This window comes from Psychrosphaera haliotis (assembly GCF_009728465.1).
GTDB lineage: Bacteria > Pseudomonadota > Gammaproteobacteria > Enterobacterales > Alteromonadaceae > Psychrosphaera > Psychrosphaera haliotis.
Genome location: NZ_WOCD01000001.1, coordinates 415,885 through 430,887, shown reverse-complemented (window position 1 = coordinate 430,887; position 15,003 = coordinate 415,885). Strand labels below are relative to the sequence as shown.

The 15,003-nt window shown below is 38.3% G+C and carries 14 protein-coding genes; all 14 read left to right on the top strand.

The annotated features are described in order from the left end of the window. Nucleotides 1-48 precede the first annotated feature (48 nt). A complete protein-coding gene (locus GNP35_RS01965; protein WP_155694036.1) occupies nt 49-2,001 on the top strand; it encodes a LicD family protein in 1,953 nt (650 codons plus the stop codon). Between the two features lie 11 nt (nt 2,002-2,012). Then, nucleotides 2,013-3,338, top strand: coding sequence for a discoidin domain-containing protein (locus GNP35_RS01960; protein WP_155694034.1), 1,326 nt, complete (start codon nt 2,013-2,015; stop codon nt 3,336-3,338). A 7-nt stretch (nt 3,339-3,345) separates the two neighbouring features. Continuing rightward, a complete protein-coding gene (locus GNP35_RS01955; RefSeq protein WP_155694033.1) occupies nt 3,346-3,738 on the top strand; it encodes an adenylyltransferase/cytidyltransferase family protein in 393 nt (130 codons plus the stop codon). A 561-nt stretch (nt 3,739-4,299) separates the two neighbouring features. Continuing rightward, nucleotides 4,300-5,403: a hypothetical protein gene (locus tag GNP35_RS01950; RefSeq protein ID WP_155694031.1), complete on the top strand. Its 1,104-nt coding sequence runs from the start codon at nt 4,300-4,302 to the stop codon at nt 5,401-5,403. 36 nt (nt 5,404-5,439) lie between these two features. Then, nucleotides 5,440-6,750, top strand: coding sequence for a hypothetical protein (locus GNP35_RS01945; RefSeq protein ID WP_155694029.1), 1,311 nt, complete (start codon nt 5,440-5,442; stop codon nt 6,748-6,750). 116 nt (nt 6,751-6,866) lie between these two features. Next, on the top strand, nt 6,867-8,123 hold the full coding sequence (locus GNP35_RS01940; protein ID WP_196492381.1) for a glycosyltransferase: 1,257 nt from the start codon (nt 6,867-6,869) through the stop codon (nt 8,121-8,123). Next, on the top strand, nt 8,120-8,482 hold the full coding sequence (locus tag GNP35_RS01935) for a glycosyltransferase family 2 protein (RefSeq protein ID WP_155694026.1): 363 nt from the start codon (nt 8,120-8,122) through the stop codon (nt 8,480-8,482). Before GNP35_RS01940 ends, GNP35_RS01935 begins: the two co-directional genes overlap by 4 nt. Before the next feature lie 33 nt (nt 8,483-8,515). Further along, nucleotides 8,516-9,031, top strand: coding sequence for a glycosyltransferase (locus GNP35_RS01930; RefSeq protein ID WP_155694025.1), 516 nt, complete (start codon nt 8,516-8,518; stop codon nt 9,029-9,031). Beyond that, nucleotides 8,979-9,377 carry a glycosyltransferase family protein gene (locus GNP35_RS01925; RefSeq protein ID WP_196492380.1) on the top strand — a complete coding sequence of 133 codons (399 nt, stop codon included), beginning with the start codon at nt 8,979-8,981 and terminating at the stop codon, nt 9,375-9,377. The genes GNP35_RS01930 and GNP35_RS01925 overlap by 53 nt, the downstream gene beginning before the upstream one ends. Next, nucleotides 9,374-10,249, top strand: a complete 876-nt coding sequence (locus GNP35_RS01920) for a glycosyltransferase family 2 protein (protein WP_330997666.1) — start codon at nt 9,374-9,376, stop codon at nt 10,247-10,249. Before GNP35_RS01925 ends, GNP35_RS01920 begins: the two co-directional genes overlap by 4 nt. 21 nt (nt 10,250-10,270) lie before the next feature. Then, the gene (gene cysD / locus GNP35_RS01915; RefSeq protein ID WP_155694021.1) at nt 10,271-11,179 is read left to right on the top strand and encodes a sulfate adenylyltransferase subunit CysD; all 909 of its coding nucleotides are present in this window, start codon (nt 10,271-10,273) and stop codon (nt 11,177-11,179) included. Then, a complete protein-coding gene (gene cysN / locus GNP35_RS01910) occupies nt 11,179-12,603 on the top strand; it encodes a sulfate adenylyltransferase subunit CysN (RefSeq protein WP_155694019.1) in 1,425 nt (474 codons plus the stop codon). Before cysD ends, cysN begins: the two co-directional genes overlap by 1 nt. Nucleotides 12,604-12,634: 31 nt before the next feature. Next, nucleotides 12,635-14,365, top strand: a complete 1,731-nt coding sequence (locus GNP35_RS01905) for an SLC13 family permease (protein WP_155694017.1) — start codon at nt 12,635-12,637, stop codon at nt 14,363-14,365. Between the two features lie 15 nt (nt 14,366-14,380). Further along, nucleotides 14,381-14,995, top strand: coding sequence for an adenylyl-sulfate kinase (gene cysC / locus GNP35_RS01900; RefSeq protein ID WP_155694015.1), 615 nt, complete (start codon nt 14,381-14,383; stop codon nt 14,993-14,995). Nucleotides 14,996-15,003: the final 8 nt, after the last annotated feature.

Below are 15,003 nucleotides of genomic sequence, written 5' to 3'. Positions count from 1 at the left end.
ATAGACACAAATATTTAATGTTATCTGTTTTATGGGTGGAAATTTGGTTTGTTAAAACGACTATACAAGGGCGTAAAGTCTCAGAGTGAAATTAAGTTAAGGAGCTTGCTGGGCAAGTCGCCTAATCAAGCTTTTGTAGAAATGTACCTAAAGCTTCTCACTCCCCAAAAAGCCACTACTATTGCAAGCCAATTCCCTGGTTTTGTATTCGGTCCTATTCGCAATTTGAGCTCATGGTTTTTTGAAATCAATAAATCAGTTTCAACCATTAAAGTAGAGCTTGGGATAAGTAAGCCCATTAGCTTGAACTTCAACCATATAATTATTTGGGTACGAGACTCCAACGGTAATCTAGTAAAATACAATGGCGAATACCAGGTAGAGGCTAGTTCTTTTGCAAAAGGTTTTGAAGACATAGACCGCCCGCTTAAAGGCAACACTGGAAACACTGTTTCTTTTCACTCTAAAAGGCAACTCAATCCTTGGTGGCAGGTTAAATTAGATGGTGAATATCAAGTTGAGTATGTTGAATACTTTAACCGTAAAGATAACTTCGGTTTTCGTGGCACCTCTTTAGTCTGTACTGCATTCAGAAAAGACGGTAAAAAAGTCATAAGAGCATCTCGCTTTGATGAAAATAAAAATCACAAAGTGTTTTTAAAAGAGTTGAACTTTAAATTAGCTGCGATAAATGCTCACTTTGTCAGTAGCTCTAATTGGCAAGCGCTAGACAATTTTTACGGCACTTTATTAAAATTATTAAAGTTGGCTTCTAAAAGTGATTTAACTCCAGCCAATAAAAACCACATGAAAAGTCACCTTATAACCTTACTGGAGCTTTTTAACTGGGATAGCCCTGATATTGGGTTAAAGTCTTCTGAGGGTGAAGCAATAAATGTAGGGAACGCTAAGTTTCTGAGAGTAGTTGCATTTAAACGCCCATTAGCAAGGCCTATGCAGTTAACCTATCAAACAGGAGAATCAAAAGAAAATACTTTGATGCCGACAGAAAGTCATAACTTTGATAGAGAGCTATTAGAGTTAAGAAAGAATTGTTTTTTACTACCTCAACCCCATGTTTTTGATATTGACCTTGCAGATAATAAAAACACTGAAACGGTAAACATTTGGGCACCAGATTTACACTCAGCCATGGGATTGGTACTAAGGGAAGCGTACACAAGTAATGATGGTATTTCTTGGACTAAGGTTTCCTCTACACTAGCTAACTTCAATTCAGCAGTGAGTCTAATAGGTTTATACGAATGGGTTGCTGGAAAACAACAGTCCTTAGCCTTTACTGAGCGAATGGGCTTCTTTTTTGGCGTTTACAGGCTGCACCGAGCAAGAGCGTATAAAAAGTTTTTTGTTGGCAATAAGGAAAATCTTTCGGTTTACATGGAAGCAATTGAAAAGGGTGGGGAAGTAGCAAATTACTTACCTAAAGTTATCTTTACTCGACATGGCCTTAACATTCCTTTCAGCGAGATTGACCCTGCATTTTTAGCAAAAAGAATGCACGAGTTTTGCCAGTTAATTAAAACTGAGTTGGGTCAAGAGCCGTTTCCTTGTTTTGGCACATTATTAGGTATTTACAGAGACAATAGTTTCCTGCCACATGACGATGATATTGACGTTGCTATTCTTGTTGACCCTATCGATGGTTTAACAAATAGACAAATTGCCGAGCTTTGGCGCGATAAAATTGAAAAACTAGGCATAGCAACTCGCTTTCCTACCCCATATTCATTAAACTTCCACTGCTATTTTAGTGACTGTGATATGGACATCTTTATAAAAATTAGAGATAGAAAGACTGATTATGTCCACACTCATATGGAAAGGTATCAAGTAAGAAAAGTCGAAAGAAACTTATTTGAACCACTAGGTGCAATCGAATTTTTGGGATTGCCTTTTAAAGCACCTCACAATATAGAAGGCTTTTTACAGTCTCGTTATGGACCAGGTTGGATAAAACCTGATCCAACTTTTGAATTATAAATTGGTTTAATATGTTAAGAAGAATAATAAGGAAATTTGCGACTAAAAAAGTTGCAGAGCCTAAGGACAGCTTTGATGAAAAGGCATTTATAGACGAATTGCCGCTAGCTATTGCTAAAGTAAAACAGCACATAGAACACAATCCTATTACAAATATAGGTGGCAAAGCGAATAACGATCCCTTGACAGTAAACACCAACAGGAAAGGTCGCTTTGTTAGGTTAAGCCTGCAAACGCAAAAGTCTTTTCATTTAGATACCATTGAAATTTACAACAAAGATGGCCGCAACATCGCCAAAAATAAGAAAACCATTATTAGCTCATGTTACAACGACGAGACTAAATATAATGGAGAGGGCGCATTAACCGGCAAGAAGAATGGCGGTGCTAATTTCCACACTAAGCGTGATAATGCCCCTTGGTTGATTATAGATTTAACAACGATTAGAAAGTTGGATAAAGTTGTTATTTATAATCGTGGTGGCGAATGTGCGTCAAGGGCCTTTAGTTTAATGATCGAAGTATCAACAGACTTAAAAAAATGGCATACAATTTTTGATAACTGGCAGGCCATAAAAACCTATAATAAAGGCGATATTAATCCCACTGAAAAAGCTCTGTTGTACGGTGCTATTTTGGAAGGGGCGCCAGCCAACAAGTTATTAAAAGAGCTGAAAGGTGGCCAACACATGAATGCTGCAACAAAGTTGCATGGAGCCATTAATGAGCTTGTTGCGCCTCGTGGTGTTGCTTTAGGGCCTCATGGGTTTATGAAAACATTTGCGCTCAGTTCGGATGCCCGAATTAACAATATATTAAAATCACTATCAAAAGTGCTTATGTTATTGACCAACGAATTTGGTGTTAAGGCATTTATATCCTCTGGCACACTACTTGGTGTAGTAAGAGATGGAAAGTTAATTCCACACGATGATGATGTTGATATTTGTTATATTAGTCAATTTTCTACAGAGGCTGAAATACTCAAAGAACGCGAAGACATGGTGCAGTTTTTAGTTAGCAAAGGTTATCACTTAAAACCATCAGGAATTGCACATTATTGGTGTACCACCCCAGAAGGTGTCAATTTAGATATATTCTCTGGCTTCATTGAAAATGAACGTGCATGCATGAACCCTCTTGCTAGAGGTGGTGTTGGTAAAGACGACGTATTACCGCTACAAACCAAACAAGTAAATGGTTATGACTTGCTTCTCCCAGCAAACCCTGAGTCGTTGCTACAATTGAATTATGGTGACTCATGGAAAGTGCCTGATCCACTTTGGACGTTTAACTGGTCTAAGTCTAAAGCCGAATACAAATTTTTATATTTTTAGGAAGAAAATGAAAACAGTAATTACTTTTGGAACATTCGACGTGTTTCATGTAGGACACGTAAATGTGCTGCAGAGAGCGGCTACTTATGGCGATGCTCTAATAGTTGGTATATCAACTGATGCGTTAAACTATAGCAAAAAACAACGCTATCCGGTTTACAATGAGAATGATCGCATGAAAATTGTAAACGGCTTACGTTATGTGAATTTATGTTTTTTTGAAGAGTCACTAGAGAAAAAGCGTGAATATATTGAGTACTATAAAGCCGATGTACTAGTGATGGGTGATGATTGGGCCGGTAAATTTGATGACTTAAGTGACATCTGTGAAGTTGTTTACTTACCAAGAACACCGTCGGTTTCTACTACGCAACTCATTGAGGTTATTAGTGGCGACTAGTCGTAACCGGAAAACCGTTTACATACATATTGGACATTTAAAAACAGGCAGTACCGCTATCCAAACAAGCCTCTATGAAAACCGTGGATTTTTAAAAGAGCATGGTATTGTCTATCCCAATAGTGGTTTAGTCAAAGATTCAGTGATAGGCAACCGCCACTATGCGCTCTCCAAAATATAAGCCAAACGTCCGAAGAGTGGCTTAAGCTAATTAAAGAAATTGAGCACTCTGGTCAAAATAAAATCGTAATAAGCTACGAAGGTTTTATTCGACTGTCTCGTGCTGAGGTAGAAGTAATTGGTGAACTTTTTAAAGGTTATAACGTAAAAATAATCTGTTATCTGCGAGGTCAGGTAGACTTTATTCAATCACTTTATGCAGAGTACGTTCAGAACCATTCGACCAAACAGTCTTTTAGGCAATTTGAGGGTGTTTTTAATTATCAGTGTTACTACCATGCTTTATTAAATAATTGGGCCTCAGTATTTGGTAAAGATAATATTGTTGTTAAGAACTTTCCTGCTTTAGTCGCGGAGAAAAAAGATCTTATTGCCGATTTTATGTCTGTAATAGGACTAGATACAAAACTTCCAGTTCCACCTCAACGAAAAAACGCAACGCTAAACCCCTACGCAGTAACAATATTGCAGGAATGGAATAAGTGTTCCGGGCCGCTTTCATTTAAGCGAGCGTTTGCGCTTAAACTAAATGAAGTTTTAGAAAATAATAAACTACTTAGATTCTTCCATAATGACAAAAAGCCCAGTTTTATATCTAACAATATGAAGATCGTCATAGCTGCACAGTATCACGCAGAAAACAGGATGTTAGCTAGGGATTATGGTGTGGCATTATTTGAAAATGAGAATAAACCGTCGCAAGCGATTATAACTCAAAGTTCAAAGTTTAGAACTCGGTTGGTTAACTGGTTAATAGGTAGTGACTTAGGGGCGAATGTAAATAGCAATACAAGTAGAATCGCAGGCAAAGCACCTACTAACAAAAAGCTAATACTGGTTTCACTTCTGTTAGCTGTTAAAGAGCGCCTACAAAGCTACTTTTTTAATAGTATTAGAAAGCAGACTTTGCTTGATGGTGTGTTTGTTCCTAACTCTCAATTCGTTTATGCAAAAAAGGTTTTGTCAAACACCTCTGAGTTGGCTCAAGTGCATGAACATAATTTAGACTGTCATTACTTTATCGTTTTGGATACGACACAAGTACCTAAAAAGTTTGTAAAACGATCATTGGCAAATATTGAATCTGTATTCGGTAGTGGCGTAACTATTGTGCAAATTGATGAGTCAGTTGAAACTTCGAATAACACAATTGATGTATCTTGCTATCAAGGTGTTATTTATCATTCAGCTTGGGATTTATTCTTACCAGAAATGCTAATGTCGCTTAACCAATTCCTTAAATCAAAACATGATGTTTTTGCTGTGCAAACGGAAAACATTGACTGGCACCACGCCATTTACAGTCAAAACGAAGAGCACTTAACCAATATTGCTTGTAAGTTTACGGAACATCAGAAAAAGACCGGCTTAAAGTCCCTCTCCGAGATAGTAAAGACTTTCAAATTATTAGATAATAATCGGTCTTGCTTACAAATGCGTGAACCTCTACTCCAAGTTAGGTTAAATAAACCGAACGCTTTGTAACTTTGCATACTCATTGGATGGTTTAAGTTTACATATATGTTAAAAATCTATATTCATGTTGGACCAGGAAAATCTGGTTCATCAGCGATTCAAAATTGGTTATCAGAAAACTATAAGCAGTTATTAGCCCAAGGCATATTTTATCCTGTCCATAGCTGCGATGAAAATGGCGTTAGCTCAGGCAACGTCCGCGCTCTGTGTACAAGAGATGCAAATAATAAATACCAGGTTGATGAACGAAAGCTCGAAAAGCTTATCAAACAAGCCAATAAATCTAATTGTTCAAAGTTAGTATTGTCCTCAGAGGCTTTTTTTGCGCAAATTGAAGAGTTAGCGCAACGTTTCCCACAAGCTGAGTTCTTATTTTACATACGTAATCCGTTAGAAATAATTGAGTCTTTGTATAACCAAGGCATAAAAAGGCATTATGCGACCTGCGAATTTTGGTTAAATAAAAAAATTACATTTGGCTACACATCGGCCATGCGCCATTTAATGGAAGCACACCCGAGCTTAAACATAAACTATCGGTTTTATGGCCGCGAATTTTTTGAAGCTGGTGACATAGTAGTGGACTTTTTGTCACAAATTGGTGCCAATTTAGATGTTACATCAGTGTCTAAATCCATTAACCTTTCTTACTCTTTTGAGGCACTTGAGTTTAAACGTCAGTTAAATAGGCTACCAAATGATTCCTTACATCATAGATTAGATCAATTTTTACAATCCTTTGATGGTGAAACCAAACGGTTCTCTTTGATGACTTCTGGCGAGTTTAATCGATATAAAAAAGCCACAAAAATAGAAATGAAAAGCTTTTTAGAATTTGCCGGTATTGAAGGCACAGCGTTCCTAGAATATATCGAAAACTACCAACAGAAAACTCCAGTGCAACAAGGATATTACCAAGAATCAGTGAAAAAAGTGATAGAAGAGCTCATCGAAAAGCAACCAGGCTTATTTTCACAGTTAGTATCAGTCATTGAGAACGATGTTTATTTAGGTGTAGCTGAGAGCCCATTTGGTCAACAAATACTGAGTTATAAACGTCCTTTAGATAAATTTAAATCCAAGCTTAAGCAAGTCATATTTGGCAAAAAGCGTTCGTCAATCACAGCTTCTGCACTAACAAAAGAAGAAGCTCGACCAATTCGAGCATCGCTAGGTACACCTAAAAATGTAGGTCATGCAGGCTTTTTAGTGAAGCTGGCTGAATTGGAGCTATCAAAAGGTAATTACAAACAAGCTTATTCATATTTATTGGCCGCGCAGAAGATGAGTAAACACCGACAAAAAGTAGACAAGCTACTGTTGGTTACAAGTAAAAAACTGATGGTTGAAAATTAGTAATGAAGTTTTTCTATTATATAGGCATTGGGTTTGTAAAGTTGATAAAAGCCATACTGCCAAAACAGTTATTTTTGATTTTCAAAAATAATAGCCGTTTTTTAACGCTATATAAAATGATGACTAGAACCGTGGGCCTATCTGGCAGCCTAATACCGTGGCGCAAGCAAAAAAGTACTTATGCATCACAGTTGAAAAAGCAATCTAAAGAGCTGACGTCATTAGATCAAACCTCTTCGGAGCTGGGCATATTGGTGTTCCCAGGCATTAATAGCAAATTAACGAAAACGCTTGTTTCTTTAAGTAAGCAAAGTGTGAAGCCGACAAAGGTTATTCTTGTAGATATTGAGTTACCTAAAAAACTGGCAGAGCTTAACCTTAGTTATGCATTATTAAAAACTTCAAGTAGGACTGAACTAAAACAAGCGCTTGAAAATATGCCGTATTTACTAATCAATGCTGGCGATACGCTAACGCAGGGCCACGAACTCAACAAGTTCATGATGGCGGTTAAAAGTGATGCTCAGTTTGTGTATTCAGATACCGATTACTACAACAACAGTGGTGAAAGGTTAGAGCCGCAATATAAACCTAACTGGAGTCCAGATTATCAATTGTCAGCAGGGTACATAAACACAGGTGTTATGGTTTCTTCGGGCAAGCAAGCAAAAATGCTAATCAACCTAAACAAAGAAAGTTATAACATTACGTCAATGATCAGAGCCTTTTATTTAAGTAAGCTCAATCAAACAAATTTAGATTATAAAGTTGATCATGTTCCGTCTGTATTAATATCGCAGCCACAAAAGCAAAGAGGCGTGCTGCATAATATTAAGAATGAATCCAAGCTCTTTGATGTTAAACAAAGCAGTAATGGTGCACATTTGTTATGGGATAGCAGTTCGTTGCCACTAGTTTCATTAATAATACCGACAAAAAACGGCAAAGATTTAGTAAGAATGTGCGTGGAGAGTATTGTTGAAAAGACGACTTACACTAATTACGAGATATTATTAGTTGATAACAACTCTGATGACGTAGAAGCAATTGAATACTTTAAAGATCTAGACAAAAATGGCGTCGTTAAACTACTGTCCTACCCTCATGAATTTAACTACTCTGCAATCAATAACTTCGCGGCTAAACAGGCTAAGGGAGAAATTATTGGTCTAGTAAACAACGATATAGAAGTTATTCAAGGAATGTGGCTAGAATACATGGTGGGCCATGCGTTACGTACGGATGTTGGTGTAGTGGGAGCCAAATTATTATATCCAAATAATACGTTGCAACATGCAGGAGTAGTAATGGGTTATGGGGGGGGGCAGGTCATGCCCACAAATACTTTGATAAATCCGACCCTGGTTATATGAAACGCATTGCGTTAACTAATAATTACTCGGCAGTAACGGCAGCTTGTATTTTAGTAAAAGCAGACGACTTTTGGGCAGTAAATGGACTAAATGAACAAGATTTGACAGTTGCTTTTAATGATGTAGATTTTTGTTTAAAAATAAAAGAGCTAGGTCGAAATAACGTTTACTGTGCCGAGGCAGAGCTGTATCATCACGAGTCGATTTCGCGAGGTGAAGATACAACGCCAGAAAAACAAGCGCGATTTGCAAAAGAATTAAATTATCTTCAAACAACGTGGGCAACCTTTATTCATGATGACCCATGTTACAACAAGAATTTAACACTTAAACATGAGAACTTCTCGTTGCGACCGTAAATCGCATATGAGGTTCATTTTAAGGTAAAAAAATTGAGTGAAAAAGTAAACTCTGTCGAATCTGTTGTTGCCATGTCTGTATTTCAAGGTGACCGACTAGAGTGGGTAAAAGAAGCTGTAGAGAGTATTCTTAGCCAATCATATACAAACTACCTATTGATGATCCATCAAGACGGCCCCGTACCTGAAGCAATGGAAACTTACCTTAAAAGCTTATGTGAAAATAACAAGCAAGTTAAACTCATCGTCTCAGTTCAAAATATTGGACTAGGTGCGGCTTTAAATAAAATCATTTCGTTAGCTGAGCAATTTAATCCTAAGTATATTATCCGCATGGACAGTGATGACGTTTGTTTTCCTGACCGCTTTATAAAACAAGTTCATTTTTTAGATAACAATGCAGATATTGATATTTTAGGGTCCAGTTTGTTAGAAATTGATGAGAAACGGAAAAAATGTTGGGCGTCGTGTTATGCCAGAACATCACAGCTTATTAATGAAAGTGCTAGCAAGGCGTTGTCCGTTAAACCATCCTACCGTTGTTATTAGATATTCGGCGTTACAAAAGTATGGTAGTTACGATCCGGCGCATAAGAATACACAAGACTATTATTTATGGATAAAAATGGTATCTCAAGGCGCAAAATTGGCCAACTTACGAGAGCCGTTATTAAAGTTTCGCAGGGTTGGTGGTTTTTATAAACGCCGAGGTATTGAAAAGTCCGTAAGCGAATTAAAAGCTCGCGTATTAGCGATGAAAGAACTGAACTTATGGACACCTTTTAATATCTTTTATACCTTAATGGTATTTACGCTAAGAATGATGCCTCCGCAAATGGTTAAATTGGCGTACTTAATTGACCGAAAATTGATTCACGGAAAAGGGCACAAGTGAAAGGCGCGCTAATAGTAACTTACAATCCAAGTCAAACGCAGACTTTGCTTCTTCTTGAACAGCTAGCAAACCAAACTGACGTGCTTGTTGTAATAGATAACTCAAAACGTTCACCTCAATGGTTGCAAGAGGCCTGCTTTAACAGTGATATTGAGCTTAAGCATTACTCTACAAATGTCGGCTTGGCGAACGCACATAATACTGGTCTTCAATATCTCAATGAACGCGGCTGCGAAGTTGGTTTTATCTTTGATCAAGACAGTGAAATAGACGATAGCTTTGTTACGCAAATGGTAAGTGAATATAAAAAAGCCAAACAAAGTGAGAATATTGCTGCAGTAGGACCTCAGGTTGTTTGCAAGTTTATAAACGAAGACGTGAAACCCCGAGTGCAAAAACGTGCACCTATTACCAGTGGTGTAGACCGTGCTAGTCAGATCATCTCGTCGGGCATGATGGTAAATTTGAAACTATTTTCTCGAATAGGAAGTAAAGACGAGCGACTTTTCATTGATGGCGTTGACCATGAGTGGTGTTGGCGAGCAAACTCGTTAGGGTACTCTGTTGGTATTGTTAATAGCGTCAAAATGATCCATGAACTTGGTGACTCACGCAGTCGTTTTCTTGGCTTTACTTATAAGGTTGGGAGTCCAATAAGGCTGTACTACCAGTTTAGAAACAACTTACTGCTGAGTCGAAGGGGATATGTGCCTCTTTATTGGAAATGTCGCAATCTATCTCTTATGATGATAAAGCTCGTTTCTATGGTAATAAACCACACAGATAGAAAACAAAGATTAAAGTACATGTTACTTGGGATCAGGGATGGTGTAACAGGCCGTTCTGGAAAGTTAAAATTAAAGTCAAAATAAAGCCAAAGGTATTCTTCATACATGGACAAATATAACCTCACCCACTTAAAAGCGCTCGAAGCTGAAAGTATACAGATCATTCGTGAAGTCGCTGCTGAGTTTGATAACCCAGTTATGCTTTACTCTGTGGGTAAAGACTCTGCAGTTATGCTTCATTTAGCACGCAAAGCTTTTTTCCCAGCAAAAATACCTTTTCCTTTACTGCACGTTGACACAACATGGAAATTCAAAGAGATGATTGCGTTCCGCGATAAAATGGCGGAAAAGTATGGGTTTGAGCTAAAAGTGCACACTAATCCTGAAGGTGTAGAGCAGGGCATTGGTCCATTTACACACGGTAGTTCAAAACATACCGACGTAATGAAAACTCAAGGTTTAAAACAAGCCTTAAATGAAGGTGGTTATGACGCCGCATTTGGTGGCGCACGTCGAGATGAAGAAAAGTCGCGCGCTAAAGAACGTGTTTATTCCTTCAGAGACAAAAACCATGCCTGGGATCCAAAAAAGCAACGCCCTGAGTTGTGGAATATTTATAACAGTAAAGTAGACAAAGGCGAAAGCATTCGTGTGTTCCCTCTATCTAATTGGACCGAGCTGGATATTTGGCAATACATCTATTTAGAGAATATTGAGATTGTTCCACTTTACCTAGCTAAAGAACGCCCAGTGCTGGAACGTGATGGCACACTCATTATGGTTGATGATGAAAGAATGCCAATTAATGAAGGTGAAAAGCCGGAAATGAAAATGGTTAGATTCCGCACATTAGGCTGTTATCCATTAACAGGGGCGGTTGAATCTGAGGCTGCCACGTTACCGGAAATTATTCAAGAGATGTTGTTGACGAAAACGTCAGAGCGCCAAGGGCGCATGATCGATCATGACCAAGCTGGGTCAATGGAAAAGAAAAAGATGGAAGGGTACTTCTAATGGCGCATCAATCAGATTTAATTGAACAAAATATAGAAGAATACCTAAAGCAGCATGAAAACAAAGAGTTACTTAGGTTCATTACCTGCGGTTCAGTAGATGACGGAAAAAGTACCTTAATCGGACGTCTTTTGCACGACTCTAAAATGATCTTTGAAGACCAAATGGCGGCCATCAAAAATGATTCTAAACGCTTTAATACCACCGACGAAGAGTTTGACTTAGCGTTATTAGTAGATGGCCTTCAGTCGGAGCGAGAACAAGGCATTACGATTGATGTAGCCTACCGTTATTTCTCTACAGACAAACGAAAGTTTATCATTGCCGATACACCAGGACACGAGCAATACACTCGTAACATGGCAACGGGGGCATCTACCGCTGACTTAGCCATTATTCTTATTGATGCTCGATATGGTGTGCAAACTCAAACAAGGCGTCATAGCTTTATTGCTTCCTTGTTAGGGCTAAAAAATGTCATCGTAGCGATTAACAAAATGGACTTATTAGAGTTTTCTGAAAAAGTCTTTGAAGATATTAAAGCTGAGTACGCTCAATTAGCGAGCAAGCTTGAGTTAAATAACGTTCAGTTTGTGCCTATCTCAGCCTTAAAAGGTGACAATGTCGTTAGCCGTTCATTAAGTTCCCCTTGGTATAAGGGCGAAACACTAATGGAAATGTTAGAAAGTACGCCAGTTACCAATTCATATAACTTTGATGTGTTCCGTTTACCTATTCAATATGTAAATCGACCAAACCTAGATTTCCGTGGTTTTGCAGGCACAATAGCCTCCGGTGTTGTAAAGGTTGGCGATGAAGTTATGGTTCAACCGTCGGGCAAAGTAAGTAAAATTAAAGAAATTGTTACCTTTGATGGAAACTTAGAACAAGCTTATGCACCAATGGCTATTACTGTTACTTTAGAAGATGAAATTGATATTTCTCGTGGTGACATATTAGTTCACCCAGAAAATGCAGCCGCCGTTACCAATGATATTGAAGCCAACCTTATCTGGATGGCAGAGCAGCCTTTAGTCGCTAATAAGCAATATGACTTTAAGTTTGCTTCAAAACAAACGGCAGGTTCAGTTCGTGACATCGACTTCAAAGTTGACGTAAACACAATGCAGCAACATGATGCCGTTAGATTAGAACTAAATGAAATTGCACAATGTCAGATTTCCTTAAATCATCAAGTGGCCTTTGATGAGTACAATGAGGTCAAAGGGACTGGCGCATTTATCATAATCGACAGATTGACTAACGTAACCGTTGGTGCTGGAATGATTAAAGGTAAAGGGCGAAGTTCCAATACACAATCAAAAACGGATATATCGGCGTTTGAAGTAGAACTGAACGCGCTTATTCGTAAGCACTTCCCTCATTGGGGCGCGCAAGATATATCAGAGCTATTTAACAAATAGGTGAATCCTAAGTGCAAATGGATGTGGTGATATGGATGTAATAATAATGGTACTCGTTTTTGTGAGTACCATTTTAGCTTTAGTAAAGTTTAATCAACACGCCGCCGCTGTATTCAGTGCGGCCTTTTCTGTTACTTTCCTATTTGGCTTTATTTCAGAGCAAGACGTAGTCGCCAGCTTTACCAATAGCGGTTTACTGGTTCTGATTATGCTGCTGCTCGCATCCGTTGCAATTGAAAAAACCTCATTAATTATTTGGCTTACTGGTAAAATATCAAGTAAAACCTACCCATTGAGCTGGCTTAAGCTTATGGTAACCACTATTTTAGGCTCTGCATTTTTAAATAACACGGCAGTAGTTTCTACATTAATTAGACCCATCAGAAATAACCCTAAAATTGCCGCCAGTCGACTTTTAATACCGCTTTCTTATGCTGCTATTCTTGGCGGAACACTCACTTTAATAGGGACGTCAACTAACCTTATTGTTAATAGTATGTTGATTGATGAAACGGGCGAGGGTTTTCGTTTTTTTGAATTTACAAAAGTAGGTCTTGTAGTTATCGCAATAACGTCAGTAGTGATTTTTATTGTGTCTTATAAACTGCCCGATATAAAAAATGCCAGTCACAAAATACAAGATTATATGATCGATACTAAACTTTTAGCGGAATCATCGTTAATTGGGAAAACAGTAGAAGAGGCTGGTCTTAGACACTTACAATCGCTGTTTTTAGTAGAGATCATACGTAACAATCGAACAATCTCTCCTGTTACCCCAAAAGAAGTGCTTGAACCCACAGACCGACTGCTATTTAGCGGCGACATTAATCAAGTCTCTCAACTTGACCACTTTGATGGTTTGAGTATTGTTGTGGATGCCACAGAGGTAGAGTTTGAAAATTTAACGGAAGTTGTTATCAGGCCTGGTAGCCACATAGTAGGACAAACGCTAAAAAAAGTAGAGTTTCGATCTAAATTTGATGCAGCTGCAATAGCTATTAAACGCGACGGTGAGTCTTTACGAGGGAAGTTAGGGGAGTTGACCTTAAAAGCGGGCGACTTTTTAGTTTTAGTGACAGGTAAAGACTTTAACAAACGGCACAATGTTAAGAAAAACTTTATTACTTTAAGTGGGCTTCAGCCGGAACAAAAGCTAAGTGGTTGGCGCGAATTCCTTGCTATTGGAGGGTTTGTTGGGACTATTTTAGGCGCCGCAATTGGTGCTTTTAGCCTGTTTAAAGGGTTAGCCATTTTACTTGTGTTGTTAATGGCTACTGGCTGTTTAACAAGCAATGATATAAAACAGCGATTGGCATATAACATTTGGTTGATTGTTGGTTCAGCAATTGCGTTATCCCATGGTTTACAAAACACGGGTACGCTGGATATTTTAATAGGTTGGTTGAACTTAAGCTTAAATTCAGAAAACGGTTTATACGTGCTCATTTCAATTTATATATTAACGGTGTTACTTACCGAGTTAGTGACCAATAATGCAGCCGCAGCTCTTATGTTCCCTTTAGCGTATTCTATTGCTACTGCTGGCGGATATGAGCCAATGACCTTTATTTTAGCAGTTACATTTGCCGCGAATACTAGTTTTATTAGCCCTTATAGTTATCAAACCAACCTGATGGTCTTTAACGCTGGGCAATATCGGCTGTTAAACTTTATAAAAGCAGGGCTTCCAGTTTCATTAACATTTTCAATATCGGCATTGGCGGCTATTATTTACTTTTACCCGCTAACTGTACTTTAAAATCAAGGATCTTTAATGAGTGAACAATCAACGACATCAGATAATGTAGTTTGGCAAAACCACACGGTAACCCGAGAACAAAGACAAGTAGCCAACGGGCATAAGCCAGTTGTGTTGTGGTATACGGGCCTAAGTGGGTCAGGAAAGTCAACCATTGCTAATGCGGTAGATATCATGTTGTTTGAGCGTAACTGCCACACTTATTTACTTGATGGCGACAATGTTCGTCATGGCCTAAATGGCGATCTTACCTTTACCGACAAAGACAGAGTAGAAAATATTCGTCGTATTGGCGAAGTGAGCAAGTTGTTTGTTGATGCCGGATTGATTGTATCAACGGCTTTTATCTCACCTTTCTCATCAGATAGAAAGATGGTGCGCACTCAACTAACCGAAGAACAGTTTGTTGAAATATTTGTTGATACTCCTTTAGATATTTGCGAAAAAAGAGACCCAAAAGGGCTATATAAAAAAGCGCGCAATGGTGAAATTAAAAACTTTACCGGCATTGACTCAGCTTACGACGTTCCTGTTAATCCAGAGTTACATTTAAAAACGGACGGTTTGAGTGTTGAAGAGTGTGCGCAAGTAGTAATCAACAAGCTTCTAGAGCTTGGCATAATCGATTAGTCGATCAT